20 protein-coding genes are annotated in these 21,296 nt (G+C 66.9%); 8 read left to right on the top strand and 12 right to left on the bottom strand.

The window, feature by feature from the left end; all coding sequences use genetic code 11:
- The first annotated feature begins 4 nt into the window (after positions 1 to 4).
- Positions 5 to 1,111, top strand: a complete 1,107-nt coding sequence (locus tag QO033_RS08280) for an Acg family FMN-binding oxidoreductase (protein WP_284480489.1) — start codon at positions 5 to 7, stop codon at positions 1,109 to 1,111.
- 12 nt (positions 1,112 to 1,123) lie between these two features.
- Here QO033_RS08280 and holA read toward each other — a convergent pair whose 3' ends face one another.
- The 4 genes from holA to QO033_RS08260 all read right to left on the bottom strand — a co-directional run bounded on the left by holA (position 1,124) and on the right by QO033_RS08260 (position 5,750).
- Positions 1,124 to 2,149 (bottom strand): DNA polymerase III subunit delta, encoded by a 1,026-nt coding sequence (holA, locus tag QO033_RS08275; protein ID WP_284480488.1) that lies wholly within the window; start codon positions 2,147 to 2,149, stop codon positions 1,124 to 1,126.
- Positions 2,146 to 2,634: an LPS assembly lipoprotein LptE gene (gene lptE, locus QO033_RS08270; RefSeq protein WP_284480487.1), complete on the bottom strand. Its 489-nt coding sequence runs from the start codon at positions 2,632 to 2,634 to the stop codon at positions 2,146 to 2,148. Before lptE ends, holA begins: the two co-directional genes overlap by 4 nt.
- Complete coding sequence (gene leuS, locus QO033_RS08265; protein WP_284480486.1) at positions 2,621 to 5,170, bottom strand: leucine--tRNA ligase; 2,550 nt, start codon at positions 5,168 to 5,170, stop codon at positions 2,621 to 2,623. Before leuS ends, lptE begins: the two co-directional genes overlap by 14 nt.
- A 73-nt stretch (positions 5,171 to 5,243) precedes the next feature.
- On the bottom strand, positions 5,244 to 5,750 hold the full coding sequence (locus tag QO033_RS08260; RefSeq protein ID WP_284480485.1) for a DUF3576 domain-containing protein: 507 nt from the start codon (positions 5,748 to 5,750) through the stop codon (positions 5,244 to 5,246).
- Positions 5,751 to 6,287: 537 nt separating this feature from the next.
- On the opposite strand from QO033_RS08260, the gene QO033_RS08255 reads away from it, so the two are divergent.
- The 3 genes from QO033_RS08255 to QO033_RS08245 all read left to right on the top strand — a co-directional run bounded on the left by QO033_RS08255 (position 6,288) and on the right by QO033_RS08245 (position 8,624).
- Complete coding sequence (locus QO033_RS08255) at positions 6,288 to 7,355, top strand: porin (RefSeq protein WP_284480484.1); 1,068 nt, start codon at positions 6,288 to 6,290, stop codon at positions 7,353 to 7,355.
- Between the two features lie 134 nt (positions 7,356 to 7,489).
- Complete coding sequence (locus tag QO033_RS08250; protein ID WP_284480483.1) at positions 7,490 to 8,143, top strand: YggS family pyridoxal phosphate-dependent enzyme; 654 nt, start codon at positions 7,490 to 7,492, stop codon at positions 8,141 to 8,143.
- A 79-nt stretch (positions 8,144 to 8,222) separates the two neighbouring features.
- Positions 8,223 to 8,624: a YbhB/YbcL family Raf kinase inhibitor-like protein gene (locus tag QO033_RS08245; protein WP_284480482.1), complete on the top strand. Its 402-nt coding sequence runs from the start codon at positions 8,223 to 8,225 to the stop codon at positions 8,622 to 8,624.
- On the opposite strand, the gene QO033_RS08240 is transcribed toward QO033_RS08245, so the two are convergent.
- Both QO033_RS08240 and ribA read right to left on the bottom strand, forming a co-directional pair.
- Complete coding sequence (locus QO033_RS08240) at positions 8,625 to 9,122, bottom strand: L,D-transpeptidase family protein (RefSeq protein ID WP_284480481.1); 498 nt, start codon at positions 9,120 to 9,122, stop codon at positions 8,625 to 8,627.
- A complete protein-coding gene (gene ribA / locus QO033_RS08235) occupies positions 9,119 to 10,207 on the bottom strand; it encodes a GTP cyclohydrolase II (RefSeq protein ID WP_284480480.1) in 1,089 nt (362 codons plus the stop codon). The genes QO033_RS08240 and ribA overlap by 4 nt, the downstream gene beginning before the upstream one ends.
- A 166-nt stretch (positions 10,208 to 10,373) precedes the next feature.
- Between ribA and QO033_RS08230 the strand changes: the two genes are divergently transcribed.
- Positions 10,374 to 11,060 (top strand): response regulator transcription factor, encoded by a 687-nt coding sequence (locus tag QO033_RS08230; RefSeq protein ID WP_284480479.1) that lies wholly within the window; start codon positions 10,374 to 10,376, stop codon positions 11,058 to 11,060.
- Positions 11,061 to 11,246: 186 nt separating this feature from the next.
- On the opposite strand, the gene QO033_RS08225 is transcribed toward QO033_RS08230, so the two are convergent.
- The 5 genes from QO033_RS08225 to QO033_RS08205 all read right to left on the bottom strand — a co-directional run bounded on the left by QO033_RS08225 (position 11,247) and on the right by QO033_RS08205 (position 18,031).
- Positions 11,247 to 12,530, bottom strand: coding sequence for a bifunctional folylpolyglutamate synthase/dihydrofolate synthase (locus QO033_RS08225; protein ID WP_284480478.1), 1,284 nt, complete (start codon positions 12,528 to 12,530; stop codon positions 11,247 to 11,249).
- A gap of 37 nt (positions 12,531 to 12,567) precedes the next feature.
- Positions 12,568 to 12,873 carry a monooxygenase gene (locus tag QO033_RS08220; RefSeq protein WP_284480477.1) on the bottom strand — a complete coding sequence of 102 codons (306 nt, stop codon included), beginning with the start codon at positions 12,871 to 12,873 and terminating at the stop codon, positions 12,568 to 12,570.
- A 41-nt stretch (positions 12,874 to 12,914) separates the two neighbouring features.
- Complete coding sequence (gene accD, locus QO033_RS08215; RefSeq protein WP_284480476.1) at positions 12,915 to 13,919, bottom strand: acetyl-CoA carboxylase, carboxyltransferase subunit beta; 1,005 nt, start codon at positions 13,917 to 13,919, stop codon at positions 12,915 to 12,917.
- Positions 13,920 to 14,007: 88 nt separating this feature from the next.
- Positions 14,008 to 14,898, bottom strand: coding sequence for a CPBP family intramembrane glutamic endopeptidase (locus QO033_RS08210; protein WP_284480475.1), 891 nt, complete (start codon positions 14,896 to 14,898; stop codon positions 14,008 to 14,010).
- Positions 14,891 to 18,031 carry an ABC transporter transmembrane domain-containing protein gene (locus QO033_RS08205; protein ID WP_284480474.1) on the bottom strand — a complete coding sequence of 1,047 codons (3,141 nt, stop codon included), beginning with the start codon at positions 18,029 to 18,031 and terminating at the stop codon, positions 14,891 to 14,893. The genes QO033_RS08210 and QO033_RS08205 overlap by 8 nt, the downstream gene beginning before the upstream one ends.
- Before the next feature lie 306 nt (positions 18,032 to 18,337).
- Here QO033_RS08205 and QO033_RS08200 point away from each other — a divergent pair, with 306 nt between their 5' ends.
- From QO033_RS08200 to QO033_RS08190, 3 genes are all read left to right on the top strand, one after another.
- On the top strand, positions 18,338 to 19,117 hold the full coding sequence (locus tag QO033_RS08200) for a hypothetical protein (RefSeq protein WP_284480473.1): 780 nt from the start codon (positions 18,338 to 18,340) through the stop codon (positions 19,115 to 19,117).
- Between the two features lie 63 nt (positions 19,118 to 19,180).
- Complete coding sequence (locus QO033_RS08195; protein WP_284480472.1) at positions 19,181 to 19,942, top strand: DUF6478 family protein; 762 nt, start codon at positions 19,181 to 19,183, stop codon at positions 19,940 to 19,942.
- A gap of 11 nt (positions 19,943 to 19,953) precedes the next feature.
- Entirely contained in the window at positions 19,954 to 20,331 is a 378-nt protein-coding gene (locus tag QO033_RS08190; RefSeq protein WP_284480471.1) for a hypothetical protein, read from the top strand.
- A 4-nt stretch (positions 20,332 to 20,335) separates the two neighbouring features.
- On the opposite strand, the gene QO033_RS08185 is transcribed toward QO033_RS08190, so the two are convergent.
- Complete coding sequence (locus QO033_RS08185) at positions 20,336 to 21,241, bottom strand: alpha/beta hydrolase (protein ID WP_284480470.1); 906 nt, start codon at positions 21,239 to 21,241, stop codon at positions 20,336 to 20,338.
- Between the last annotated feature and the right edge of the window lie 55 nt (positions 21,242 to 21,296).

Below are 21,296 nucleotides of genomic sequence, written 5' to 3'. Positions count from 1 at the left end.
GCGGATGGCATGGCTGACAGGACGTCTGACCCGGCGGCGGGTCCTGATCGGTGGCGGCGGGCTGCTGCTGGCGGGACTGGGGGCCGATACCGCGCGACAGCTGCGGCAGGGCGGTTACGAGGCGGCGCTGGCGCGGATGACGACGCGGCTGCCGGAGACGCCGACGCTGGCCGATCTGCTGCGCTATGCGACCCTGGCGGCGAACGGGCACAACACCCAGCCCTGGCGGTTCGCGGCGACCGAAACCGGCGTGCGGCTGCATCCCGATCTGCTGCGGCGAACGCCGGTGGTCGATCCCGACGATCATCATCTCTTCGCCAGTCTCGGCTGCGCGGCGGAAACGCTGGCGATCGCCGCCCGGGACCGGGGCCGGGGCGGCGTGGTGGCGGCCGCGACGCCCGAGACCGGGCTGGAGATCGATCTGACCCCGGGTGTGGCCGAGGCGCAGGCGTTGATGCCGGCGATTCCCCTGCGCCAGAGCACCCGGGGGCTCTATGACGGCAGCCGGCTCGACGCGGCGCAGACCGCGCGTCTGGTTGCCGCCGCCGCCCGCCACGGGGTCGAGGCGCGGGTGATCGCCGATCCGCCGGGGATGGAGGCACTGCTGGCGCTGGTGCAGGAGGGCAACCGCGCCCAGATCGCCGATCCCGCCTTTTTGGTGGAGTTGAAGGAATGGCTGCGCTTCAACCCGGTTGCGGCGGCCCGGAGCGGCGACGGGCTTTTCACCGGCGCTTCGGGCAACCCGTCGCTGCCGGACTGGTTGGGGCCGCGGGTCTTCGATCTGGTGTTCAGCGCCGGAGCGGAGAACGAGAAATACGCCGCCCAGGTCCGCTCATCGGCCGCGTTGCTGGTACTGGTGGCGCCGGAGAATACGCCGAGGGGCTGGGTCGCGGCCGGGCGGGCGGCGCAGCGGCTGATGCTGCAGGCGACACGGGACGGGCTGAAATGCGCCTTTCTCAATCAGGCGGTGGAGGTGCCCGAGGTCCGAGCCGAGCTGCAGGCGCATCTGGGGTTGGGGGACCGGCGGCCCAATCTGGTGCTGCGCGTCGGTCGGGGGCCGGCGCTGCCGCGATCACTGCGCCGGCCGGTGGCGGCGGTCTACGACAGCTGAGGGGCAGGCGGCTCAGCGCTTGCCGAGCATCGCCAGCCGGATCAGGGTGCGTTCCATCAGTGCCATCGCCGGCGCCGTCTGCTGGGCGGAGCGCAGCTGCAGATCGGTATCGGTCAGCAGGGTCAGCGCGGTTTCCAGCCGCATCGCGCCCCAGCCCTGCGCCTGCCGCACCACCCGGTCGCGCCGCTTGCCATAGACCGGCGGGCGCAGCCGGCCGACGCCGGCCGCCGGGCCACCGGGATCGGCGGCGGCGGTATAGAGCATGCGGAAATGCCGGGTCGCGCCGATGCAGAGCGACACCGCATTGGTACCCTGCGCCTCCAGCCGCTGCAGCAGCGGCCCGATCTCCTGGCTGCGGCCCTCGGCCACCACGTTCAGCATGTCGTCGAGCCCGGCTTCGGTGGATTGCGGCGCGCAGGCGGCGATGTCGTCGAGGCCGAGCGGGCTGTCGTCCCGGAATTTATAGAGCGCGATCTTCTCGGTCAGCCGGGCGAAATCGCCGGGGCCGAGCTCATTGGCCAGGTCGGTCAGCGCCGACATCGAATCCTGCGGCACATTGCGAATCCCGGCCTCGGCCAGGGTGCGCTCGATCTCCTCGCGTGACGGCGGATCGTCGTAGAGGCCGACGGCAAAGGCGTTGGGGTGCAGTTCGAAGGCCTTGCGCAGTTTCGAGGTTGCCTTCAGCGATCCCGCCGCCACCACGATCTGGGCATCGCCGGGCGCCCAGTCGTCAAGCGCCGCGGCGACGGCGGCGGCGATGGTGTCGGTGGCGTCCTCGACAAAGACGGCGCGGGGGCCGGGAAAGAATCCGACCGCCTTGACCGCGTCGTTCAGCTGTGCCGGATCCTTGCGCAGATCGCCGCCCTGCAGGCGGGTCAGCCGCATCTCTTCCTCGGCGCCGGGACCGAGCAGCGCCTTGAGCACCTGCTGGCGCTTCAGCGCCACCCGCATGGTATCGGCGCCATAGATCAGCAACCCGGTGCGCTCCGGCTCCGGCTTGGCGAAATAGCGGTCCGCGTCGCGGGGGCTGAGCTTCATGCCGTCAGGTCCGGCGTCGCATAGAGCCGGGTGACGATCTGGTCGGCGAGAATGGTCATCAGCCGTTCGGCCGCATCGCGTTCGCCGGCCAGGGTTTCCACGGTGGAGCCGGTGGCGGAATAGCCGGTGAAATTGCGCACATCGCCTGAGGCGACGACGGTGCCGGTGTCGAGCGCGGTCAGCGTGTAATCGACCCGCCCCACCAGGCTGTAGCGGGTGGTTTCGTTGGTGGCGGTCACCGCCTGACCTTCGGTATCGGTGCTGAGCACGAACCGCAGCTCATACCCCGGGGCGCTGTTGGGCCGGCCCAGCCGGTCCTCCAGCGTGCGCACCAGCATGTACTCATCCGGGCTGTCGGGCTCCTGCACCCGGACGCGGCCACGCAGGGCGCGCCCGGTGCCGCCGGGGCCATAGACAGGGGTAAAGCCGCAGGCGGCGAGCGCCAGCGGCAGGATCAGCAGGCTTCTGCGGTCAAGCGACGACATTCACGATCCGTCCGGGGACGACGATCACCTTTTTCGGCGCCGCCCCGTCCAGCGCCCTCTGCACAGCCTCCACTGCCAGCGCCGCTTTTTCAACCTCTGCCTTGTCCATATCCTTGGGCACGCTGATTTCCGCGCGCCGCTTGCCGTTGACCTGGATCGGCAGGGTGACGGTGTCGTCGATCAGCATGGCCGGATCGGCCTTGGGCCAGGGCGCGGTGGCGATCAACCCCTCGCCGCCCAGCAGCTCCCAGATCTGTTCCGACAGATGCGGGGTCATCGGCGCCATCAGCTGCGCCAGTGCCAGGGCGGCCTCGCGCTTGGCGGCGCCACCGGCCTTGGATTTGGCCAGCGTGTTGGTAAAGGCATAGAGCTTGGCGATGGCGGCGTTGAAGCCGAAGCTTTCCACCCCGCCGGTGACGTCATGGATGCATTTGTGCATCTCGCGCAGCAGCGCGCTGTCGTCCTCGGTGCCGGGGGCGGTGGCGTCAATCTCCGCGGCGATGCGATAGACCCGGCTCAGGTGCTTGAAGGCGGCCTCGGCGCCGGCGGCGGTCCACTCCACGTCGCGCTCCGGCGGGCTGTCGGACAGCACGAACCAGCGCGCGGTATCGGCGCCGAACTGGCTGATGATGCTGACCGGGTCGACCACGTTCTTCTTGGATTTCGACATCTTGGCGGAGGGGATGATCTCCACCTCCTCGCCGGTGGCCTTCAGCTTGCCGGCTTCGACCTCTTCCGGCAGGTGATAGACCGGGCGGCCGTTGCCGTCGCGGGTCTGATAGATCTCATGGGTCACCATGCCCTGGGTGAACAGCGCGTCGAAGGGTTCGATCGCCTTCTTCGGCAGGTGGCCGGTGATCTGCATCGCCCGCGCGAAGAAGCGGGAATAGAGCAGGTGCAGAATCGCGTGTTCGATGCCGCCGATGTACTGATCGACGTTCATCCAGTATTCGGCCTCTTCCGCGACGGTCGGCGTGGTCGCATGCGGCGCGGTGAAGCGGGCGTAATACCAGGACGAATCGACGAAAGTGTCCATCGTGTCGGTCTCGCGCTTCGCCGGCTTGCCGCAGGTCGGGCAGCTGCAGTCGCGCCATGTCGGGTGCCGGTCCAGCGGGTTGCCGGGGATCGAGAAGTCGATCGGCTTGCCGCCCTCGTCATAGGGCAGCAGCACCGGCAGGTTTTCCTTCTTCTCCGGTACCACGCCGCAATCGGCGCAATGGACCACCGGAATCGGGCAGCCCCAATAGCGTTGCCGCGACAGCCCCCAGTCGCGCAGGCGGAACTTGGTGACGCCCTGGCCCCAGCCCTCGGCCTCGGCCTTGTCGACGGCGGCATTCACCGCCTCTTCGCCGGTTTGCACCTCTTCGCCGGCGATGCCCGCGACATAGCGGACCTTTTCCGACTTGGTCGGGACGAAGGCTTCCTTCAACCCGGCGCTGTCGTCATCGGTGGCCACGAAGGTCGCCTTGATCGGCAGGCCGTATTTGCTGGCGAATTCGAAGTCGCGCTGATCATGCGCCGGGCAGCCGAAGATGGCGCCGGTGCCGTAGTCCATCAGGATGAAGTTGGCGATCCAGACCGGCAGTTCCCAGTTGGGGTCGAGCGGATGCTTGACCCGGATGCCGGTGTCGAAGCCCAGTTTCTCGCCGGTCTCGATGGCCTCTTCCGTGGTGCCGCCCTTGCGGCATTCCGCCACGAATTCAGCCACTTGCGGGTTCTCGGCCTCCAGCGCTTTGGCGATCGGATGATCCGGGGAGATGCCGACGAAAGAGGCGCCCATCAGGGTGTCGGGACGGGTGGTGTAAACCTCGATCGGCTCCGCCCCGTCGGTGCGGGTGAAGGCGAATTGCAGGCCGCGCGATTTGCCGATCCAGTTCTCCTGCATCAGCCGCACCTTGGCCGGCCAGTTGTCCAGTCCGTCGAGCGCGTCGAGCAGTTCCTCCGCCATGTCGGAGATCTTGAAGAACCATTGGGTGAGTTCGCGCCGCTCCACCTCGGCGCCCGACCGCCAGCCCTTGCCGTCGATCACCTGCTCGTTGGCCAGAACGGTCATGTCGATCGGGTCCCAGTTCACCACCGCGTTCTTGCGATAGACGAGGCCGGTGTCGAGCATGTCGAGGAACAGCGCCTGCTGCTGGCCGTAATATTCCGGATCGCAGGTGGCGAATTCGCGGGACCAGTCGATCGACAGGCCCAGCGGCTTCATCTGGCCGCGCATGTCGGCGATGTTGCCATAGGTCCAGTCCTTGGGGTGGCCTCCGCTCGCCATTGCGGCGTTCTCCGCCGGCATGCCGAAGGCGTCCCAGCCCATCGGGTGCAGCACGTTATGGCCGGTTGCCAGCTTGTAGCGCGCGATCACGTCACCCATGGTGTAGTTGCGCACATGCCCCATGTGGATACGCCCCGACGGATAGGGGAACATCTCAAGCACATAGTACTTCGGCTTGTCTGCGCTGCGTTTGGCGGTGAAGATTCCGGCCTTGTCCCAGGCCTCCTGCCATTTCGCTTCGATTTCAGCGGCGGAGTAACGCGACATCGCTGCGGTCCTTCTGGAATGAAAACGCCGGGTCAGAACCCGGCGTGGTGTTACTGTGGTTTTGCGCTGCTTTCTAGAGCTTCTTGTCGCGCACACGCAACTGGCGGGCCCGGGTCAGGATCGCGTCCTCGACCGCGCGGGAGGTCGCCGGCGCCACGGCGCGGCCGCCCTGGGTCTGCAACGAAACGTTGAGCGAACGGGCATCCAGCGCCGGGTCGGAAACGTGAACCACGGCGCGATAGGCGCGGCCGCCACCCGGCGGGGTGCCATAGCCGGTGATGATCACGCCGGTGAACGGATCGACCGACTGCACCGGCAGGAAGCTCAGCACATCGAGCGAGGCCGCCCAGAGGTAGCGGTTCACCTGAACATTGGTGTCGGCCTTGTTCGGGCCGAACACGTCCCAGATCGAGGACCGCTCGTAGTTCATCGGCGCCGTTTCACGGTTATGGGCAATATTGCCGCCGGCCGGGGACTCGCCGCCGACACGGATACCGCCGCCCTTGTTGCCGCAGGCAGCCGTGGCCAGGCAAACGGTCATAATCAGCATGGCCTTCGACGGCGTATTCAGCAATTTCATGTCGCAGTCCCGGGTTTTCCGCTCTGGCCTGTCCTACCCAACGGGGCTTGGGGGAGCAAGGGTTTAGTGTAGGGCGGGGCGGTGGCCGGCGGCGGAGCGCGCGGGTTTTCCGGCGCTGGGGCGATCCAGCCTCTCGCCAGGGGCAGGATGAAGGCATCACGGGCGCCATTCGGCCGGATCGGGCCGTCGCCCCGGGAACGGGACAGCGTGCCGATGGGCGGGAATATCCCGGGCGATGTGGCCAGACTGCTTTTCGGGCCCCGGATCGGGAGGCGTGGCAGTCGGGCGGGCTGCACCGACCCCGGCGCCCCGTTTCTTTGGAAGGACATGCGGTGCGGGGACGATACTGACAGGCTTTCTCGGGTGCGGCCGCGGCGGGCCGGGCGGACTGTGGCAAAGCTGCACCATCCGTGACCGCTTTGGAGACGCCTCGCCGCGAAGTCTTGCCAAGACGACCCCGAAAGAGCGAAACCCCTGTCCATACCCACACCGGATTCCCCGGTTTGGGCGTATGAATCGAAAAACCGAGGGAAAGACATGAAAAAAGTTCTTCTCGCAACGACTGCGCTGATCGCGACCGCGAGCATGGCCGCAGCCGAAGTGCGGATCAGCGGTTACGGCCGTTTCGGTCTGGACTACAACGACGCGCACTCGAACGATCTGGCCGACGCCAACTACGATGGCATCAGCGAAACCACCATCACCAGCCGTCTGCGTCTGCAGTTCGACATGTCGACCGAGACCGACGGTGGCGTGGTGATCGGTGCCCGTTACCGTGCGCAGGCTGAAAGCCGCGACAACAACCCGGGTGGCGCAACCTTCAACGGTGCACGTTTCTACGCAACCTACGGTGGCTTCACCGTCGGCGTGGGCAACATCATCGGCGCCGTGGAAAACATGCCCGGCCTGTACCTCGAAACCCGTTCCGCCGGTCTGGGCATCGACGGCGCTGGCTTCGTTTCGCTGGTGACCAACGTCAACAACGAGTACTTCAACTGGGATGCATACTCCTCGGCTGGCGCTGGCGCCAACGGCCTGGAAGTCCTGTACTCCGCAGGCGGCTTCACCGGTCACCTGTCGTACTCGACCGACAATGACATCCTGCCGACCGCAGCCGTGACGGACAGCGCTGGCGACATCATCACCCCGGCAACCGCAGGTTCTCTGGGTGGCGACCGTTTCGCAGCCATGCTGGCGTACACCTTCGGCGACTGGACCGCAGCAATCGCTGGTCAGTCCTCGGATAACGCCTGGGAAGACAAAGTGGCCGTCAGCATCGCCGGCGACCTGGGTCAGTTCGGCGTTCGTCTGGCCTATGCCGACAACGACGGCATCAGCAAATGGGGCCTGTACGGCAACATGGACATCGGCGCCGCTTCGAACATCCTGGTGTTCGTGACCGACGAAGACGCAGTGGACGCAGCTGACGTTGCAGCCGGCCGTGCCGACAACCGCGACACCGCGACCGTCGATGGCACCGAAGGCACCTCCTACGGTATCCACTACTCCTACGACCTGGGTGGCGGCGCTTCGATCGAAGCCGGCTGGCGCGAGTCGTCGAACGACAACACCACCGTTCAGGCTGGTGTGTACTTCAGCTTCTAAGCTGATCCACGCTTACGCGTGATCGGGGGCGGGTCTTCGGACCCGCCCTTTTCTTTTGCGGGCCTTTCCTTTTTCGCCCAACTGGTGTTTTCCTGCCGGCGATCCGTTCCCGCGACCCAAGACAGGAGGGCGTCATGCCGCTGCAAGACATCAAGGACCGTATCGCCAGGGCCGAACAGGAGGCCGGGCGCGCACCGGGGGCGGTGACGCTGATCGCTGTGTCGAAGGTGCAGCCGCTGGAGCGGGTCGAGGCGGTGCTGGAGCAGGGGCAGCGGATCTTCGGGGAAAACAAGGTGCAGGAAGCCGCCGGCAAATGGCCGGATTTCAAGACCCGTTTCGATGGCGTCGAACTGCATCTGATCGGCCCCCTGCAGACCAACAAGGCACGACAGGCCATTGGCCTGTTCGACGCGATCCACTCGGTCGACCGCCCCAAGCTGGCCGCCACTCTGGCGCGGCTGGCGCAGGAAGAGGGCAAATGCCCGGAGCTCTTCATCCAGGTGAACACCGGCGAGGAGCCGCAGAAGGCGGGAATCCTGCCGGCCGAGGCCGATGCCTTTGTCGCCGAATGCCGCGGCCTCGACCTGCCGGTGAAAGGGCTGATGTGCATTCCTCCGGTGGAGGAGGAACCGAGCCTGCATTTCGCGCTGCTGGCCAAGATCGCCGAGCGCAACGGGCTGAGCGGCCTGTCGATGGGCATGAGCGGCGATTTCGAAACCGCAATCGCGCTGGGAGCAACCCATGTGCGGGTCGGATCGGCCATCTTCGGGGAACGCAGCTACGGCTGACGCCTACGATAAAGTCGTTATTTGTGGGTTGCGGCCTCTTGGTGCAGACTGAGGCCATATTGCTAGCAAGGGGGCGCTGATGCGACGATTCTCACGGGCAATTCCGATCTTGCTGGCAATGGCGTTGGCATCGCCCGCGGCGGCTGAGTTCAAGCTGACCTTCAAGTCCTGGGGCGATATTCCCGCCTGCACCTCGGGGAACCCAAACCGGGTGGGCAATCCTGAATTCGTCTTTTCAGGTGTGCCGGCCGGCACCACCTCGATCCAGTTTCAGATGAAGGATCTGGACGCTCCGGGCTATAATCACGGAGGCAGCAAACGGCTGGCAGCCACCGGTGACGGCAAGCTGCCGCTCGGCAGCTTCACTTACAAAAGCCCCTGTCCGCCGGGTGGCGTGCACACCTACGAATGGACCGCCACCGCGCGCAACGGCAACAAGGTACTGGCCAAGGCCAAGGCGCAGCGCCGCTACCCGGAGTGATTAGCCGCTCACGATGATCCGCATGCCGGGTTGCGCCCGCGCGGCCAGCCAGCGCAGATCGGGACGGGAAAAGGCGATACAGCCCTCGGTCGGGTATCCCGGACGGCGCCATTGATGCAGGAAGATGGCAGAGCCGCGTCCCGGCTGCGCCTCCGGCCAGTTCCAGTCCGTGACCAGGATCAGATCATAGAGCGGATCGGCGCGCCGCAGCCGCTCATGACTGGCACCATAGGGCGCGCGCACCCAATGGTTATAGGCCGGATCGCCGCTGGCGTCGGACCACAGGTCGCGCGGGCCGATCGGCAGCGCCCAATCGTTGGGTCGCGTCAGCCGGTCGGGGCGATAGAACATGCCGGCGATCCTGTGCACCCCGGTAGGGGTAGCGCCATCGCCCTCGCGCTTGTCGCGGCGGATGCCGCCGCGGCCGATCGAACACGGCAGGACCCGACCTTGAAACCGCAGCCCCCGGGGCGTCAGCACGAGATCGTCGACGCTCACAGCAGGTGGCCCGATTTCTTCGCCTTGGTCGCCAGATAATTGCGGTTGAAGGCGGTTTCTCCGACCTTCAGCGGCACCCGTTCGGCCACCGCGATCCCGGTCTTCTCCATCATCGCGATTTTCTTGGGGTTGTTGGTCAGCAGGCGGACGGAGGAGAACCCGAGCGCGCGCAGGATATCGGCGCCAAGCCGGAAATCGCGTTCGTCATCCTCAAAGCCGAGCCGGTGGTTCGCCTCCACCGTATCGAAACCCTGATCCTGCAGCGAATAGGCGCGCATCTTGTTGGCCAGGCCGATGCCGCGGCCCTCCTGATTGAGATAGAGCAGCACCCCGGCGCCCTCCGCCCCCATCTGTGCCAGCGCGCCGCGCAGCTGCGGGCCGCAGTCGCATTTCAGGCTGCCCATCACGTCGCCGGTGAAACAGGCTGAATGCAGCCGCGCCAGCACCGGCTTGGACCGGTCCGGGCGGCCGATCTCGATGGCGTAATGCTCCTCGCCGCCGTCCTCGGGGCGATAGATATGCAGCCGCCCGGCCTCGGAGGCCTCCATCGGCAGCCGGGCATGCACCACCTCGTTCATCGGGCTGCGCTCGCCCAGATGCGGCACCGCCAGCCGGTGGATGATCCGGGTCAGCCCGTACTCTGCGGCGAAGCGCGTGCCGTCCTCGACCGGCACCAGCACCACTGCTGGCAGCAGCCGCGCGCTCTTGGCCAGGGCGATCGCCAGCCGGTGCAGCGCGGCCGAGCCGCCGCGGGCGCTGACCAGCGGGCCTTTCATCGGCGTGATCAGATCGTCGGCGGGATCGGCCACCGCCTGCACCCAGTCCAGATCGGCATCGGCGGGAATCTCCACCCGTGCCAGATCGCCGTCATAGGGGCGCGCCTTCAGCGTCTCCGCCCGCCGCGCGGTGATCGCGATGACCGGCTGGCCGAGCGCGCGCAGATCCGCCAGCCGTTCCGGGGTGAGGGTCTCGCTGGCCACCGCCAGGATGGATTGATCCTCGCCGGCGAGCACCACGGGCACCCCCATGCGCAGATCAGAGCGCGCACGGGCGAGAAGTTCGTTGATATCGGGCAGAAGGCTCATTTGACAAAATCCGGCGTGACGCGTCCTGATGTATCTAAGCGCTTTTCGCCGGATATGAAACATAACCGGTGTCGCAGACACGACCGCGTGAGGCTTTTGCAGCAATCCTTGTGTCCGGCCACCGTCACGCGCATTTGAAATCTTATCAGACAGGAGGGCAAACCCTATGGCGCAAACCAAGAAAATTCTGCTGGTGGACGATGATGAGGACCTGCGCGAGGCCTTGAGCGAACAGCTGGTGATGACCGAGGATTTCGATGTCTTCGAGGCCGGCGACGGGCATGCCGCGATGGAGCGGGTGAAAGAGGGCCTGTTCGATCTTCTCATCCTCGATGTGGGCCTGCCCGATACCGATGGGCGGGAGCTTTGCCGGCTGATGCGCAAACAGGGGGTCAAGGCGCCGATCCTGATGCTGACCGGCCACGACACCGATGCCGATACCATTCTGGGGCTGGACGCGGGCGCGAATGATTATGTCTCCAAGCCGTTCAAATTCCCGGTGCTTCTGGCCCGTATCCGGGCGCAGCTCCGCCAGCACGAACAATCCGAGGATGCGGTGTTCCAGCTGGGGCCGTATACCTTCAAGCCTGCGATGAAGATGCTGATCACCGAGGACGGCCGCAAGATCCGGCTGACCGAGAAGGAAACCAATATTCTCAAGTTCCTCTACCGCGCGACCGACGGCGTGGTGCCGCGCGATATCCTGCTGCACGAGGTCTGGGGATATAATGCGGGGGTTACAACTCACACGCTGGAAACCCATATCTATCGTCTGCGGCAGAAGATCGAGCCCGACCCGTCGAATGCCCGAATTCTGGTGACCGAAGCGGGCGGCTACAGGCTGGTTGCATAGGGACGAGAATTGCTCTACCCTGAGGTGACTTGACGCAGATCAAAGACGTTTGTGCGCAAGCGACTTTATCACGACGCTATCCCGCGCATGTCCGGGTTATGACATGCACCTCCCTGTTGGACCTTGGCCGGGCCGTGCGCCCGGTCTTTTTTTACCCGAACGGGCGCCGGGGAACGGGCGCCAGCTTCAGCCGTTCTCGCGCAAAACGGTCCCGGCCAGATAGAGCGATCCGCAGATCAGGATCCGCGCCTGCGGGTCGGCTGCGGCGATCCGGGCGACGGCCTCTTGCACCGTCTCGGCTGTGGCGGCCGTCATGCCGACCGCCTGCGCTGCGGCGCAGGTGTCTTCGGCGCTCAGCGTGTTGGCCTCCCCGGGGATCGACACGGCGGTCAGGCTGTCGGCCGGCCCGGCCAGAGGCCGCAGATAGCCGCTGACATCCTTGGTATTCAGCATCCCGCAGACCAGATGCGTCGGCCGTTTCGGCAGGCTGGCCAGATGCGCCGCCAGCGCCTCACCGGCGGCCGGATTGTGCCCGCCGTCAAGCCAGAGCTCTGCCTGCGGGGCGGCCCCGACCAGCGGCCCGGTCTTCAGCCGCTGCATGCGGGCAGGCCAGAAGGCCCGGGTGACGGCGGCCTCGCAGGCCGCCTCGTCCAGACCCAGGTGGCGCAGGGCGGCCAGCGCGGTGCCGGCATTCTGCAACTGATGCGCGCCGGGCAGATTCGGCAGCGGCAGATCCAGCAGCCCGGTTTCGTCCTGGAACACCATGCGGCCGCGTTCCTGCTGCACATGCCAGTGCTGGCCATGGGCGATCAGCGGAGCACCGACACGGGCGGCCTGCGCCTCGATCACCTCCAGCGCCTCGTCCGGCTGCGGCGCGACGATGCAGGGCACGCCGGGCTTCAGGATGCCGGCCTTCTCAAAGGCGATCTTGGCCAGGGTGTCGCCCAGGAACTGTTCGTGGTCGATGGAGATCGGCGTGATCACCGTCAACGCCGGGCGGGCGACCACATTGGTCGCGTCGAGCCGGCCACCGAGGCCGACCTCCAGCAGGGTGTAATCCGCCGGGGTGCGCGCGAAGGCGAGCAGGGCGGCACAGGTGGTGATCTCGAAATAGGTGATCGAGCCGCCGTCGTTGGCGGTATAGCATTCGTCCAGCAGCGCGCTCAGCTCGGCCTCGTCGATCAGCTCTCCGGCCAGGCGGATGCGTTCGTGGAATCGCGCCAGATGCGGCGAGGTATAGGCATGCACGCTGTGGCCTGCGGCCTCCAGACCGGCGCGGATCATCGCCTGGGTCGAGCCCTTGCCGTTGGTTCCGGCCAGATGGATCACCGGTGGCAACCGGTCCTGCGGATTGTCCAGCGCCGCCAGCAGCCGCCAGACCCGGTCCAGCGTCAGGTCGATGATCTTCGGGTGCAGCGCCATCATCCGTTCAAGGATGACGTCGGACGCCGCAGGTGTGCGGGAGTGCATCGGGGGGCCTCCGGGGCGCGGGGAAATCAGATGGCGGTCAGAGCGGCGCGCGGGTGATCGTCGACAGCGGTGCGTTCACATCGAAGCTTTGCGCGTTGATGCCGGTGATACCGAAGGCCGCCAGCCGGGCGGAGTGCTTTTCGGTATAGGCGGCAGCCGCCGCCGGGTTGTCGAAGACGTAGATGCCGCCGGCGCGGCCGGTGGCTTCGTTCTCGGTCCAGATTTTCCAGACCAGCCCGGTTTCGCCGGCGATGTCCTGCGCCAGATCGCCCATGGCGGTGGCCATATCCGCGCCCCAGGGGCCGGCATAGGGAAAGTCGAACTGCACCAGAGTGTAAGCCATCGTCATCTCTCCTGAAGGGCCCGGGATCGGGGTTGTTTTTCTTACTTGGACTTCGGGTCTTTGGCCGGCTTGGCGTCCTTCGCCGGTTTGCTTTCCTTGGTCGGCGCGGCGGCCGTCTCTGCCGCAGTGGCGGCGGCCTCCGGCGCTGTGGCGTCGGTCTCCGCCTCCGGGGCGGGCAGGTCGCCGCGGATCGCCGGCGGCAGGCCCAGCAGCATCCGGGTGATGTTGATCAGCTCGTCGCGCAGTTCGGTCCGCGGGGTGACGCGGTCCAGCATACCGTGATCCAGCAGGTACTCGGCGCGCTGGAAGCCGTCGGGCAGCTTTTCGCGGATGGTCTGTTCGATCACCCGCGGTCCGGCGAAGCAGATCAGCGCGTTGGGTTCGGCGATCTGCACATCGCCCAGCATCGCATAGGAGGCGGTGACGCCGCCAGTGGTCGGATGCGTCAGCACCACGATATAGGGCAGACCGGCCTCTTTCAGCATCTGTACCGCCACGGTGGTGCGCGGCATTTGCATCAGGCTCAGGATGCCTTCCTGCATGCGGGCGCCGCCGGCGGCGGAAAACAGGATCAGCGGACGTTTCAGCTTCACCGCCTCTTCCGCCGCGGCGATGATCGCATTGCCGACATACATCCCCATGGAGCCGCCCATGAAGCTGAAGTCCTGCGCGGCGGCGACGATCGGGGTGCGGCCGATCTCACCGGTGGCGACCAGCATCGCCTCTTTCTCGCCGGTGGACTTCTGCGCTGCCTTCATCCGGTCGGGGTATTTCTTCTGGTCGCGGAACTGCAGCGGGTCGGCGACCGGGTCGGGCACCGCGATCTCGGCAAAGATGCCGCCGTCGAAAAAGGCCTGGAACCGGGCGCGCGGGCTGATCGCCATGTGATGGCCGCAGTTGGTGCAGACGTTCAGGTTGTCCGACAGTTCCCGGTGGAACAGCATGGTTCCGCATTCATCGCATTTCTGCCAGAGATTCTCCGGCATCTCCCGCCGCGAGAAGATCGAGTTGATCCGGGGGCGGACGTAGTTGGTGATCCAGTTCATGTCGGGGCCTCTCTCGCGGGAGATTGCGCATCTTGTGCCGGTTCGCGGCTTCGGGGCCTGAGATAAGCCTCAAGCCGGGCAAATGCAATCAACGCCTGATGGCGATGCGGCCCAGCAGCCAGGAGATGACGATCAGCGCGAAATCCACCGCCAGCCAGCCGCGGGCGATGCCGGTGTCGCCCATCGGGAACGGCAGGATATAGAGCGACAGCCCGTTCAGTGTCTCGGGCGAGGCGGTGATCAGAAGCGCGGTGATATTGTTGAAGAAATGCACCGCGATCGCCGGGCCGAGGCTGCCGGCGCGGGCGGTCAGATCACCCATCAGCAGGCCGAAGACGGCGGCCCAGATCACAATCAGCCCGGCGTTGGCGCCGGCCTCCTCGGGGGTGAAATGCCCCAGCGCGAACAGCAGCGCCGGCCCCATCAGCCAGATCGCCGGGTGGCGGAACCGGGCCGCCAGGCTCTGTTGCAGGAAGCCGCGAAACAGAATCTCCTCGGCGCTGGTCTGGATCAACACTGCCAGCAGCGACAGCGGCAGCAGCATCGCCCAATGGCCAAAGGTCAGATTGGGGATCAGCGCCGCATCGCCCATGTCGTAGGGTGGCAGCAGCAGGATCACGACGCCGAGGAGGAGGAGCAGCCGCAGCACCCGCCAGAACTGCACCAGCGCCAGCCCGGGCGGCCCCAGCAGGCTGAGCGGCGGGCGGTTCTGCAACAGGTTGGCCGCGGCCATGCTGGCGATGGTCATGAACCCGAAGCTGGCCAGAAGGATCAGCGTCGGCCCGGGCAATCGGCCGTGGAACAGATCACCGTACCACTCCGGCGGCGCCAGGTCGCGCACCGCGGCGTGCAGCAGCGAATTCAGCCCGAAGATGACCACGGCGATCAGCACCAGTCCGGCCAGCAGCCGCCAGATCTGGGCGCGCGGACGCAGCGGCGCGATCAGGCGGTCATGGGCGGCGTAGGGGCTGTCAGTCATCGAAATAGTCGTTCAGCTTCTCGGGCGTCAGCGGATCGGCGGTGCTGGTCCGGGGGGTGCCCGGCGGCGTGGCGTAATCCGACAGGTTGATCTGGGCGGCCTGCAGCAGCTCGGTCGCCCCGGTCAGATGGGTAGCGACCTCTTCCAGCAGCGCCAATGCGACCGATGCGTCATTTTCGATCACCGCGCGAAATTCCTCCGCTCCGATGCGCAGGAACCGGGTCGGCTCCACCGCCACCAGATCGAGGAACCGCTTGTCGCGGGTGATCACCGCCAGATCGCCGATCAGCCGGCCGGGCCGGACCGAGGACACCGGTGCGATCTTGGTGTTACCGGCACCGGGCCAGCGCAGCTCCGCATGTCCTTCGAGGCAGAGATAGACCGCGTCGGCCGTCTGGCTGTGAGAGAAGACCACATGCCCCGGCGCGGCCTGATACCATTGCGCCGAGAACGCCAGCAGCCGCCGGTTGCGCAGGCTGAGGCGGCCCAGAAGGTCGTTGGCAGACAGCAGCGCCACCTTGCGGCTGAGGTCGTCCGAGGCACCGGAGGCCGCCACCGACATCGCCGGCTGGCCGCTGGTGTTGATCCGCCCGTTGCGGATTTCGACGAACATGTCGTAGGCATCCGGGTTCTCGAACCGGTTTTCCATGAACAGCATGATCGAATTGGGCAGAAGCTCGCGCAGGCGCTGGCGGGTGCGCAGGCGGCTGGCGGAATTGTGGCTCGACAGAACCTTGTCCATGATCAGGATGTCTGGGCGTTTCAGCCCGGCCCGGGTGAAGGCGGCGCGTTCCTGAAAGATCGGCGCCAGATTGGTGCCGCCCAGCCCGGCGCGCAGATCGTAGATGATGGCGGTGATCCGGCGTCGCAGCCCGTGTTCGCTCAGCACCTCGGCCACCACGTCCTCGACCTCGTCGGACCTGACCCCGGCAATCATCGACACCCGGCCGAAGATGGCGTTTTCCACCACGGTCAGGCGCGGCACATAGCGGTCGGGATCCACCGGCAGGAACAGATCGCTCAGTTTCCGCCGCAGCTCTTCGCCCTTGCTGCGCCGAATGGCGAGGATCTTCTCCTTGTATTCCTCGGGGAAATTCGGGCCGATCTGCTCTGCCGTCAGCATGAAGGGCACGATCAACAGCATCGCCCGGTCCTGCGGGCTGAGACGCTGGCGCCGCCCCGGGCGGCTGCGCCGGGCGGCGATATCGGTGATCCGCTGATAGAGATCCTCGTCGAGCCCGAGACGCTGGAACAGCGGGTGGTGGGTGCCGTCGCGCCCGAAGGTCCGGTTCAGCGTGTCGATCACCCCGATCGAGACGGCGATCGCCTCCTCCGCCAGTCCCTGATCGTCCAGTATCTTCAGGAACCGATCGTCATGCGCCAGCGCGTCGGCGGTGAATTCGCGTATCGGTGTGGCATAGAACAGGTTGCCTGCCAGCGGCACCGCCGGGTTGAACCGGTCCGGATCGAAGTGGAAGACGATGTCGTCCAGCCCGCGTTCTTCCAGCCGCTTGCGGATCTCGGGCCGCAGGGCGGCGATATCATGCGCCAGCGTCGGGTGCAGCGCCGGGTCGAAGGTGGACCGCAGGGTGCGGCGGAACATGGATTCGTCGATGCCCATCGCCTCGATCAGATCGAACCACCAGTCCCGCACCTCGGCCGCGTCGGACAGGCCGGCGATGCCGGGGTCGACCCAGTCGGCAGTCAGCGGATCGGGGCTGTTGCCGGCGCGCACGGCCTCGGCGATGGCGCGGTCGCGCGGCATGTGGGGCGAGATATGAGGATGCATCTTCAGCGGCATCAGCAGGTTGTCGCCCAGCGTGCCGTCGAACAGATAGGGCCGCGAGTTGGCATAGCCGATCCGCGCCGCGATCACCGCCTGGTGCAGGGTCTCGATCCGGCGGCCGGAGATGATGACCTCGCCCTTCGACGGCAGGGTTTCGCGCAGGAGAAGCTCGGCCAGCGCGGTGCGTTCCGCCGGTTTGGTGCATTGAATCGCCACCCGTGCCCGCGGCGGGATCTTCAGGTTGATATCCTCCAGCACGATATTGCCGTCCTGGTCGCGCACGCTGACATCGCGCAGTTCGATCGTGCCGTAGAGATGCGGGATGCTGGACGGCTCGCCTTCGAACAGCTCTTCGGGGATCATGTTGCGCGGTGCGAAGCGGGAGGTGACGACCTCCCAGCGCAGCGACATGTCCTGCACCTGGTTGTAATAGGTCAGAAGCTCCTTCCAGGGGGAACTGAGGTCTTTGTAGGCCGACAGCGCCGCCACCAGCGCCCCCACCGTGATCTGCCCGTGGATCGCCAGATAGCCGCCGGCGGAATAGTACATGAACGGGGTCAGATGCCCGATCATGTTGTTCAGGAACTTCATGAAGTATTTCTTCTGGTAGATCCGGAACCGGATCTCGAACAGCCGACCCAGCCGGTCGGTGAATTGCGCCAGCCGGTAGCGCCAGCCGCCGTTGGCACGCAGATCGGTGATGCCGGCGGCGGTTTCGCCGATCTCGGTCGACAGGTGGCGCACCTCGACGATGCGCTCCTTGTTCAGCAGGTTGATCTGGCGCTGCAGCATCGGGATCAGCCAGGCCTGCAGCGGGATCAGCGCGATGGAGGCGAGCCCGAACCACACGCTCTGCATGAACAGGAAGAAGATGATCGTCATCATCTGGCCGAACTGGAACACCGGCTGGGCCACCGCGTCGCCCATCAGCCCGCCCATCGGCTCGGCCTCTGAGGTGATCATCGACACCAGCTCCCCCTGGCTGGTGGTGCGGAAATAGGGCTTGGGGAACCGCAGCATGCGGCTGATCAGCTGATAGCGCAGCCGCCGCAGCATACGTTCGGACAGCACCCCCTTGCGGGTATTGATGTACATCTTCATCAGCCCGCCGACCAGTACGGTGGCCATGAACCCGAAGCAGAGCAGCAGCAGGAACTGCACCTGGCTCAGCGTCATGCCATAGACGTCGATCTGTGAGGTCTGCGCGCCGATGGCGTCGTTGATGATCCGCTTGGGCAGTTCGAGCGAGGCATAGAGGAAGGGGAAGGAAATCAGCGTCAGCACCAGCAGCCACAGCTGTTGCCGCTTGGAATACTTCCAGATGAAAGAGAAAAGGTTGGGCTCCATCACCCGCCCCCCACGCAACTCGTGCCCGTCGTTTTCATGCCCGTGTGTTCCGCGATGCTTCGTCGCGCGACGGGCGGCCCCGGGCACCCTGCGCGGCAAGACGGTAAGCACTGCGTGGCGCGATTACAAGTCACCGGGCGCGCTGGGCGCCACGGCCTCTTGTTCCGTGGCGGTGCGGCGGCTATGCCCTTCGGACGGATTTTTCGGGGGGCATGCCATGCGATATCCAGGCGCCAGAGGCCGGTTTTCCGGCCGCTTCGGCCGCGGGGCGGTCAATCGGGCGGGGGGCCGGCCGGGTCGTGACCGATGCTGATGCCGCTGCGCCGGGGAATGATCGCGCTGGTGGCGCTGGTGGGGCTGGCGGCCTGCGACGGCGTGGCGCCGCTGGGCGGCAGTCCGGATCTGGGCGCGACGACGCTGGACCGGGGGCCGGGCGGGGCGCTCAGCGTGACTGCGCCGCCGGGCTATTGCATCGATCGTCGGTCGCTGCGCGACACGCCGCTGGGCGGCTTCGTGGTGATGGCGCGCTGCGATACGCTGGGCGTCGGCAGCCTGTTCGGCAACCGGCGGCTGGCGCTGATCACCGTGACCACCGCGGCGATGGAGCCCGATGCGCCGGCGCCGACGCTGGCCGCGCTCAAGGCCTCGGTCGCACCGGCGCGGGTGATCGAGGCGCGGCGCGTCGGCAAGGTGCCGATGGTCCGGCTGGCCGAAGAGCCGGGACCGGTGCAGGGGCTGACGCCGGAACATTGGCGCGCGGTGCTGGCGCTGAACGGCCAGCTGGTGGCGCTGGCGCTCTACATGCCCGATGCGCCGCCGGCCTCGGAAGCGGCCGATCTGCTGGCCGAGGTCGCCGCCCGCATCCGCGCCGAGGCCCCGCCGGCCGCCGCGGCACCGGCTCCGGCGCGAAAGGCGCAGGCGGGCAAGGCACCCCGTGCGGCGGAGCTTCGCCCCAGAGCCCGGCCTGATTCCAGTTCCGGTTCGCGCTCCGGCGCGCCGGTGGAGGGGCAGGGGACGAAGGCGGCTGCGACGAAAGCGCCCGCAGGAAAATCGCCGTTCCGGGCGATTGCAGGTTTATTTCAGTAAATTCCTTTCGATACACTGGAGGGAAGCAGAACCGCCCGGCTTCGACCGGGCAAGGGAACCGATATGGGCAGGATTCTGGATCGACTGGTCCTGGCGCGGGTGATCCGGCGCTGGCGCCGCGCCGCCCGAGAGGCGGAGACCGCGCCGCTGACGACCCTGCGTCAGCAGCGCACCAGCGCGCGCGAGCTGCGCACGCATCTGGACCGGCTGATCCATATCGCCGACGGGCGGCTGGCGCTGCCGCTGATCGGGACCTCTTATTTCCCGCGTCCGCATGGCACCGACTGGGCCTGGCGGCCCGAACTGTGGCGCGGCCCGCTGCCGGTGCCGGGGCTGAGTTCGGTCGAGAGCCGGGCGATGCTGGGCGGCGAGGTGACGCTGTTTCACGATTGCGACCGCTCTGAGCTGACACTGCGTCAGCTGCGCAACACCCGCGAGGCGGATCTGGCCCCCTACGGGCTGCGCATGGATGTGTTCCGCTTCGATGGTTCGTTCCTGTCGCTGGTGGTCGATCTGCCCACCGCCGCGGCCGAGGGGCTAACCCGCGATCACATCCTGCGGGTCGACACGATCATCGAGCTTGAGAAACCGCTGGAAATCTTCGCCCGGCTCAATATCCGCCACGGCCCGAATACCGAGCAGATCGTTCGGGAACTGCCGCTGAACGAGGAAGAGGTGAAGGTGGAATTCGACCTGGCCTATTCCCGGCTGAATGAAAAGCGGATCGAGAAGATCTGGCTCGACCTGATCTTCGAGGCGCCGGAGATGAATCAGGTGGTGATCCGCGATCTCACCTTCTCCCGCCGCCGCCGGGCCGCCATATAGGAGCGCGACATATGAGCGATCTGACCCTGACCAAGATCCGCATGCGCAACCGCCGCTGGGAAGGCCGGGTGACCGGCGCCGGGCGCAGCGGCGCGCGCCCCGATGTCCGGGTCAGCTATCTTGACCGGCCGGTCGACAGCGTCACCCTGACTGAGGGGCAGGCGCCCGGCGAATGGGACCTGAGTGTCGACCTGCCCGACGAGGTGATCGCCGACGGGGTGCATGTGCTGCTGATCTGGGATGGCGCCACCGAGACCCGGCTGGGAGAGATCACCCTGATCGCCGGCGAGGTGACCGGCGACGACATGCGCGCGGAACTGGAGCTGCTGCGCGCCGAACTCGACATGCTCAAGCGCGCCTTCCGGCGGCATTGCCTGGAAACCAGCTGAAGGCTCAGCCGTCGCTATCCGGCGCCGGGGCGGTGACGAAGCCGACGAGGTCTTCGACCAGCTCGGGCACCAGCGGCAGGCTGGGGTCGGTATAGCTGGCGAAGGGCTGGCCGGGCTGGTCGGCCTTCAGCATATGGGTCATCGCGGGATAGGTCACTTGCCGGGCCGCGGGCATCGCGGCGGCAAGGGCGGCGGCATCCTCCAGCGTCACTTGAAGGTCGCGCCCGCCCTGCAGGATCAGCACCGGCAGCTGGACCTGACCGGCGACGGCGGCGGGATCATAGGCGAAGAGCTGGATCATGTAGCGTTGCAGCCCGGGGCGGAACAGCGGCCGGAGCGGCGCGCTGACCGTGTCGGGATCGACCATGGCGCCCTGTTCCAGCGCGTCGATGGCCTCGTCGAGCTCGGCCAGATAGGGGCCGTTCATCGGATTGGCGTGAAGCTGTTCCCGCATCAGCTGGCCCAGCGGTCGACCGGGGGCCGCCAGCAGCACGACGCCGCAAAGCGGGGCCTCCGCCGCGTCGGGGGCCGCGCCGGCGGCCGCAACCAGCGCGACTAGGCCGCCTTCGCTGTGGCCGGCCAGCCAGGTGCAGGGCAGGCCGGTCCGCTCGGCCAGTGCCCGGGCCCAGCCACGCGCGTCCCGGGCGTAAACGTCGATTGTCACCGCCTCGGCATCCGCGATGGCGCCGGCGCTGGCGAACATGCCGCGCTTGTCGATGCGCAGGCTGCTGATGCCGCGGGTGGCCAGCGCCTCGGCCAGGAGCTTGTAGGTGTCGCTCTGCATGCCCTGCGGGCTGTTGCCGTCGCGGTCGGTGGGGCCGGAGCCCGGAATGATCACCACCGCTGCGGGCGCGGCGTCGATCAGCAGCGCCTCACCGGTCAGCGGGCCTTGCGGGCCGGGCAGGGTCATGACCTCAGCCGTCGCCGGGGCGGCGACAAGCCATGCGGCGCAGACCGGAGCCCAC

The organism is Pseudodonghicola flavimaris (assembly GCF_030164425.1).
GTDB lineage: Bacteria > Pseudomonadota > Alphaproteobacteria > Rhodobacterales > Rhodobacteraceae > Pseudodonghicola > Pseudodonghicola flavimaris.
Note: the sequence above shows the minus strand (reverse complement) of the source record. Positions and strands in the feature narration are given on the sequence as shown.

Coding starts and splice junctions, on each gene's coding strand:
- QO033_RS08280 (WP_284480489.1), top strand. CDS start 5: ATGGCATGGCTGACAGGACGTCTGACCCGGCGGCGGGTCCTGATCGGT.
- holA (WP_284480488.1), bottom strand. CDS start 2,149: ATGAAGCTCAGCCCCCGCGACGCGGACCGCTATTTCGCCAAGCCGGAG.
- lptE (WP_284480487.1), bottom strand. CDS start 2,634: ATGTCGTCGCTTGACCGCAGAAGCCTGCTGATCCTGCCGCTGGCGCTC.
- leuS (WP_284480486.1), bottom strand. CDS start 5,170: ATGTCGCGTTACTCCGCCGCTGAAATCGAAGCGAAATGGCAGGAGGCC.
- QO033_RS08260 (WP_284480485.1), bottom strand. CDS start 5,750: ATGAAATTGCTGAATACGCCGTCGAAGGCCATGCTGATTATGACCGTT.
- QO033_RS08255 (WP_284480484.1), top strand. CDS start 6,288: ATGAAAAAAGTTCTTCTCGCAACGACTGCGCTGATCGCGACCGCGAGC.
- QO033_RS08250 (WP_284480483.1), top strand. CDS start 7,490: ATGCCGCTGCAAGACATCAAGGACCGTATCGCCAGGGCCGAACAGGAG.
- QO033_RS08245 (WP_284480482.1), top strand. CDS start 8,223: ATGCGACGATTCTCACGGGCAATTCCGATCTTGCTGGCAATGGCGTTG.
- ribA (WP_284480480.1), bottom strand. CDS start 10,207: ATGAGCCTTCTGCCCGATATCAACGAACTTCTCGCCCGTGCGCGCTCT.
- QO033_RS08230 (WP_284480479.1), top strand. CDS start 10,374: ATGGCGCAAACCAAGAAAATTCTGCTGGTGGACGATGATGAGGACCTG.
- QO033_RS08225 (WP_284480478.1), bottom strand. CDS start 12,530: ATGCACTCCCGCACACCTGCGGCGTCCGACGTCATCCTTGAACGGATG.
- QO033_RS08220 (WP_284480477.1), bottom strand. CDS start 12,873: ATGGCTTACACTCTGGTGCAGTTCGACTTTCCCTATGCCGGCCCCTGG.
- accD (WP_284480476.1), bottom strand. CDS start 13,919: ATGAACTGGATCACCAACTACGTCCGCCCCCGGATCAACTCGATCTTC.
- QO033_RS08210 (WP_284480475.1), bottom strand. CDS start 14,898: ATGACTGACAGCCCCTACGCCGCCCATGACCGCCTGATCGCGCCGCTG.
- QO033_RS08205 (WP_284480474.1), bottom strand. CDS start 18,031: ATGGAGCCCAACCTTTTCTCTTTCATCTGGAAGTATTCCAAGCGGCAA.
- QO033_RS08200 (WP_284480473.1), top strand. CDS start 18,338: ATGCTGATGCCGCTGCGCCGGGGAATGATCGCGCTGGTGGCGCTGGTG.
- QO033_RS08195 (WP_284480472.1), top strand. CDS start 19,181: ATGGGCAGGATTCTGGATCGACTGGTCCTGGCGCGGGTGATCCGGCGC.
- QO033_RS08190 (WP_284480471.1), top strand. CDS start 19,954: ATGAGCGATCTGACCCTGACCAAGATCCGCATGCGCAACCGCCGCTGG.
- QO033_RS08185 (WP_284480470.1), bottom strand. CDS start 21,241: ATGACCCTGCCCGGCCCGCAAGGCCCGCTGACCGGTGAGGCGCTGCTG.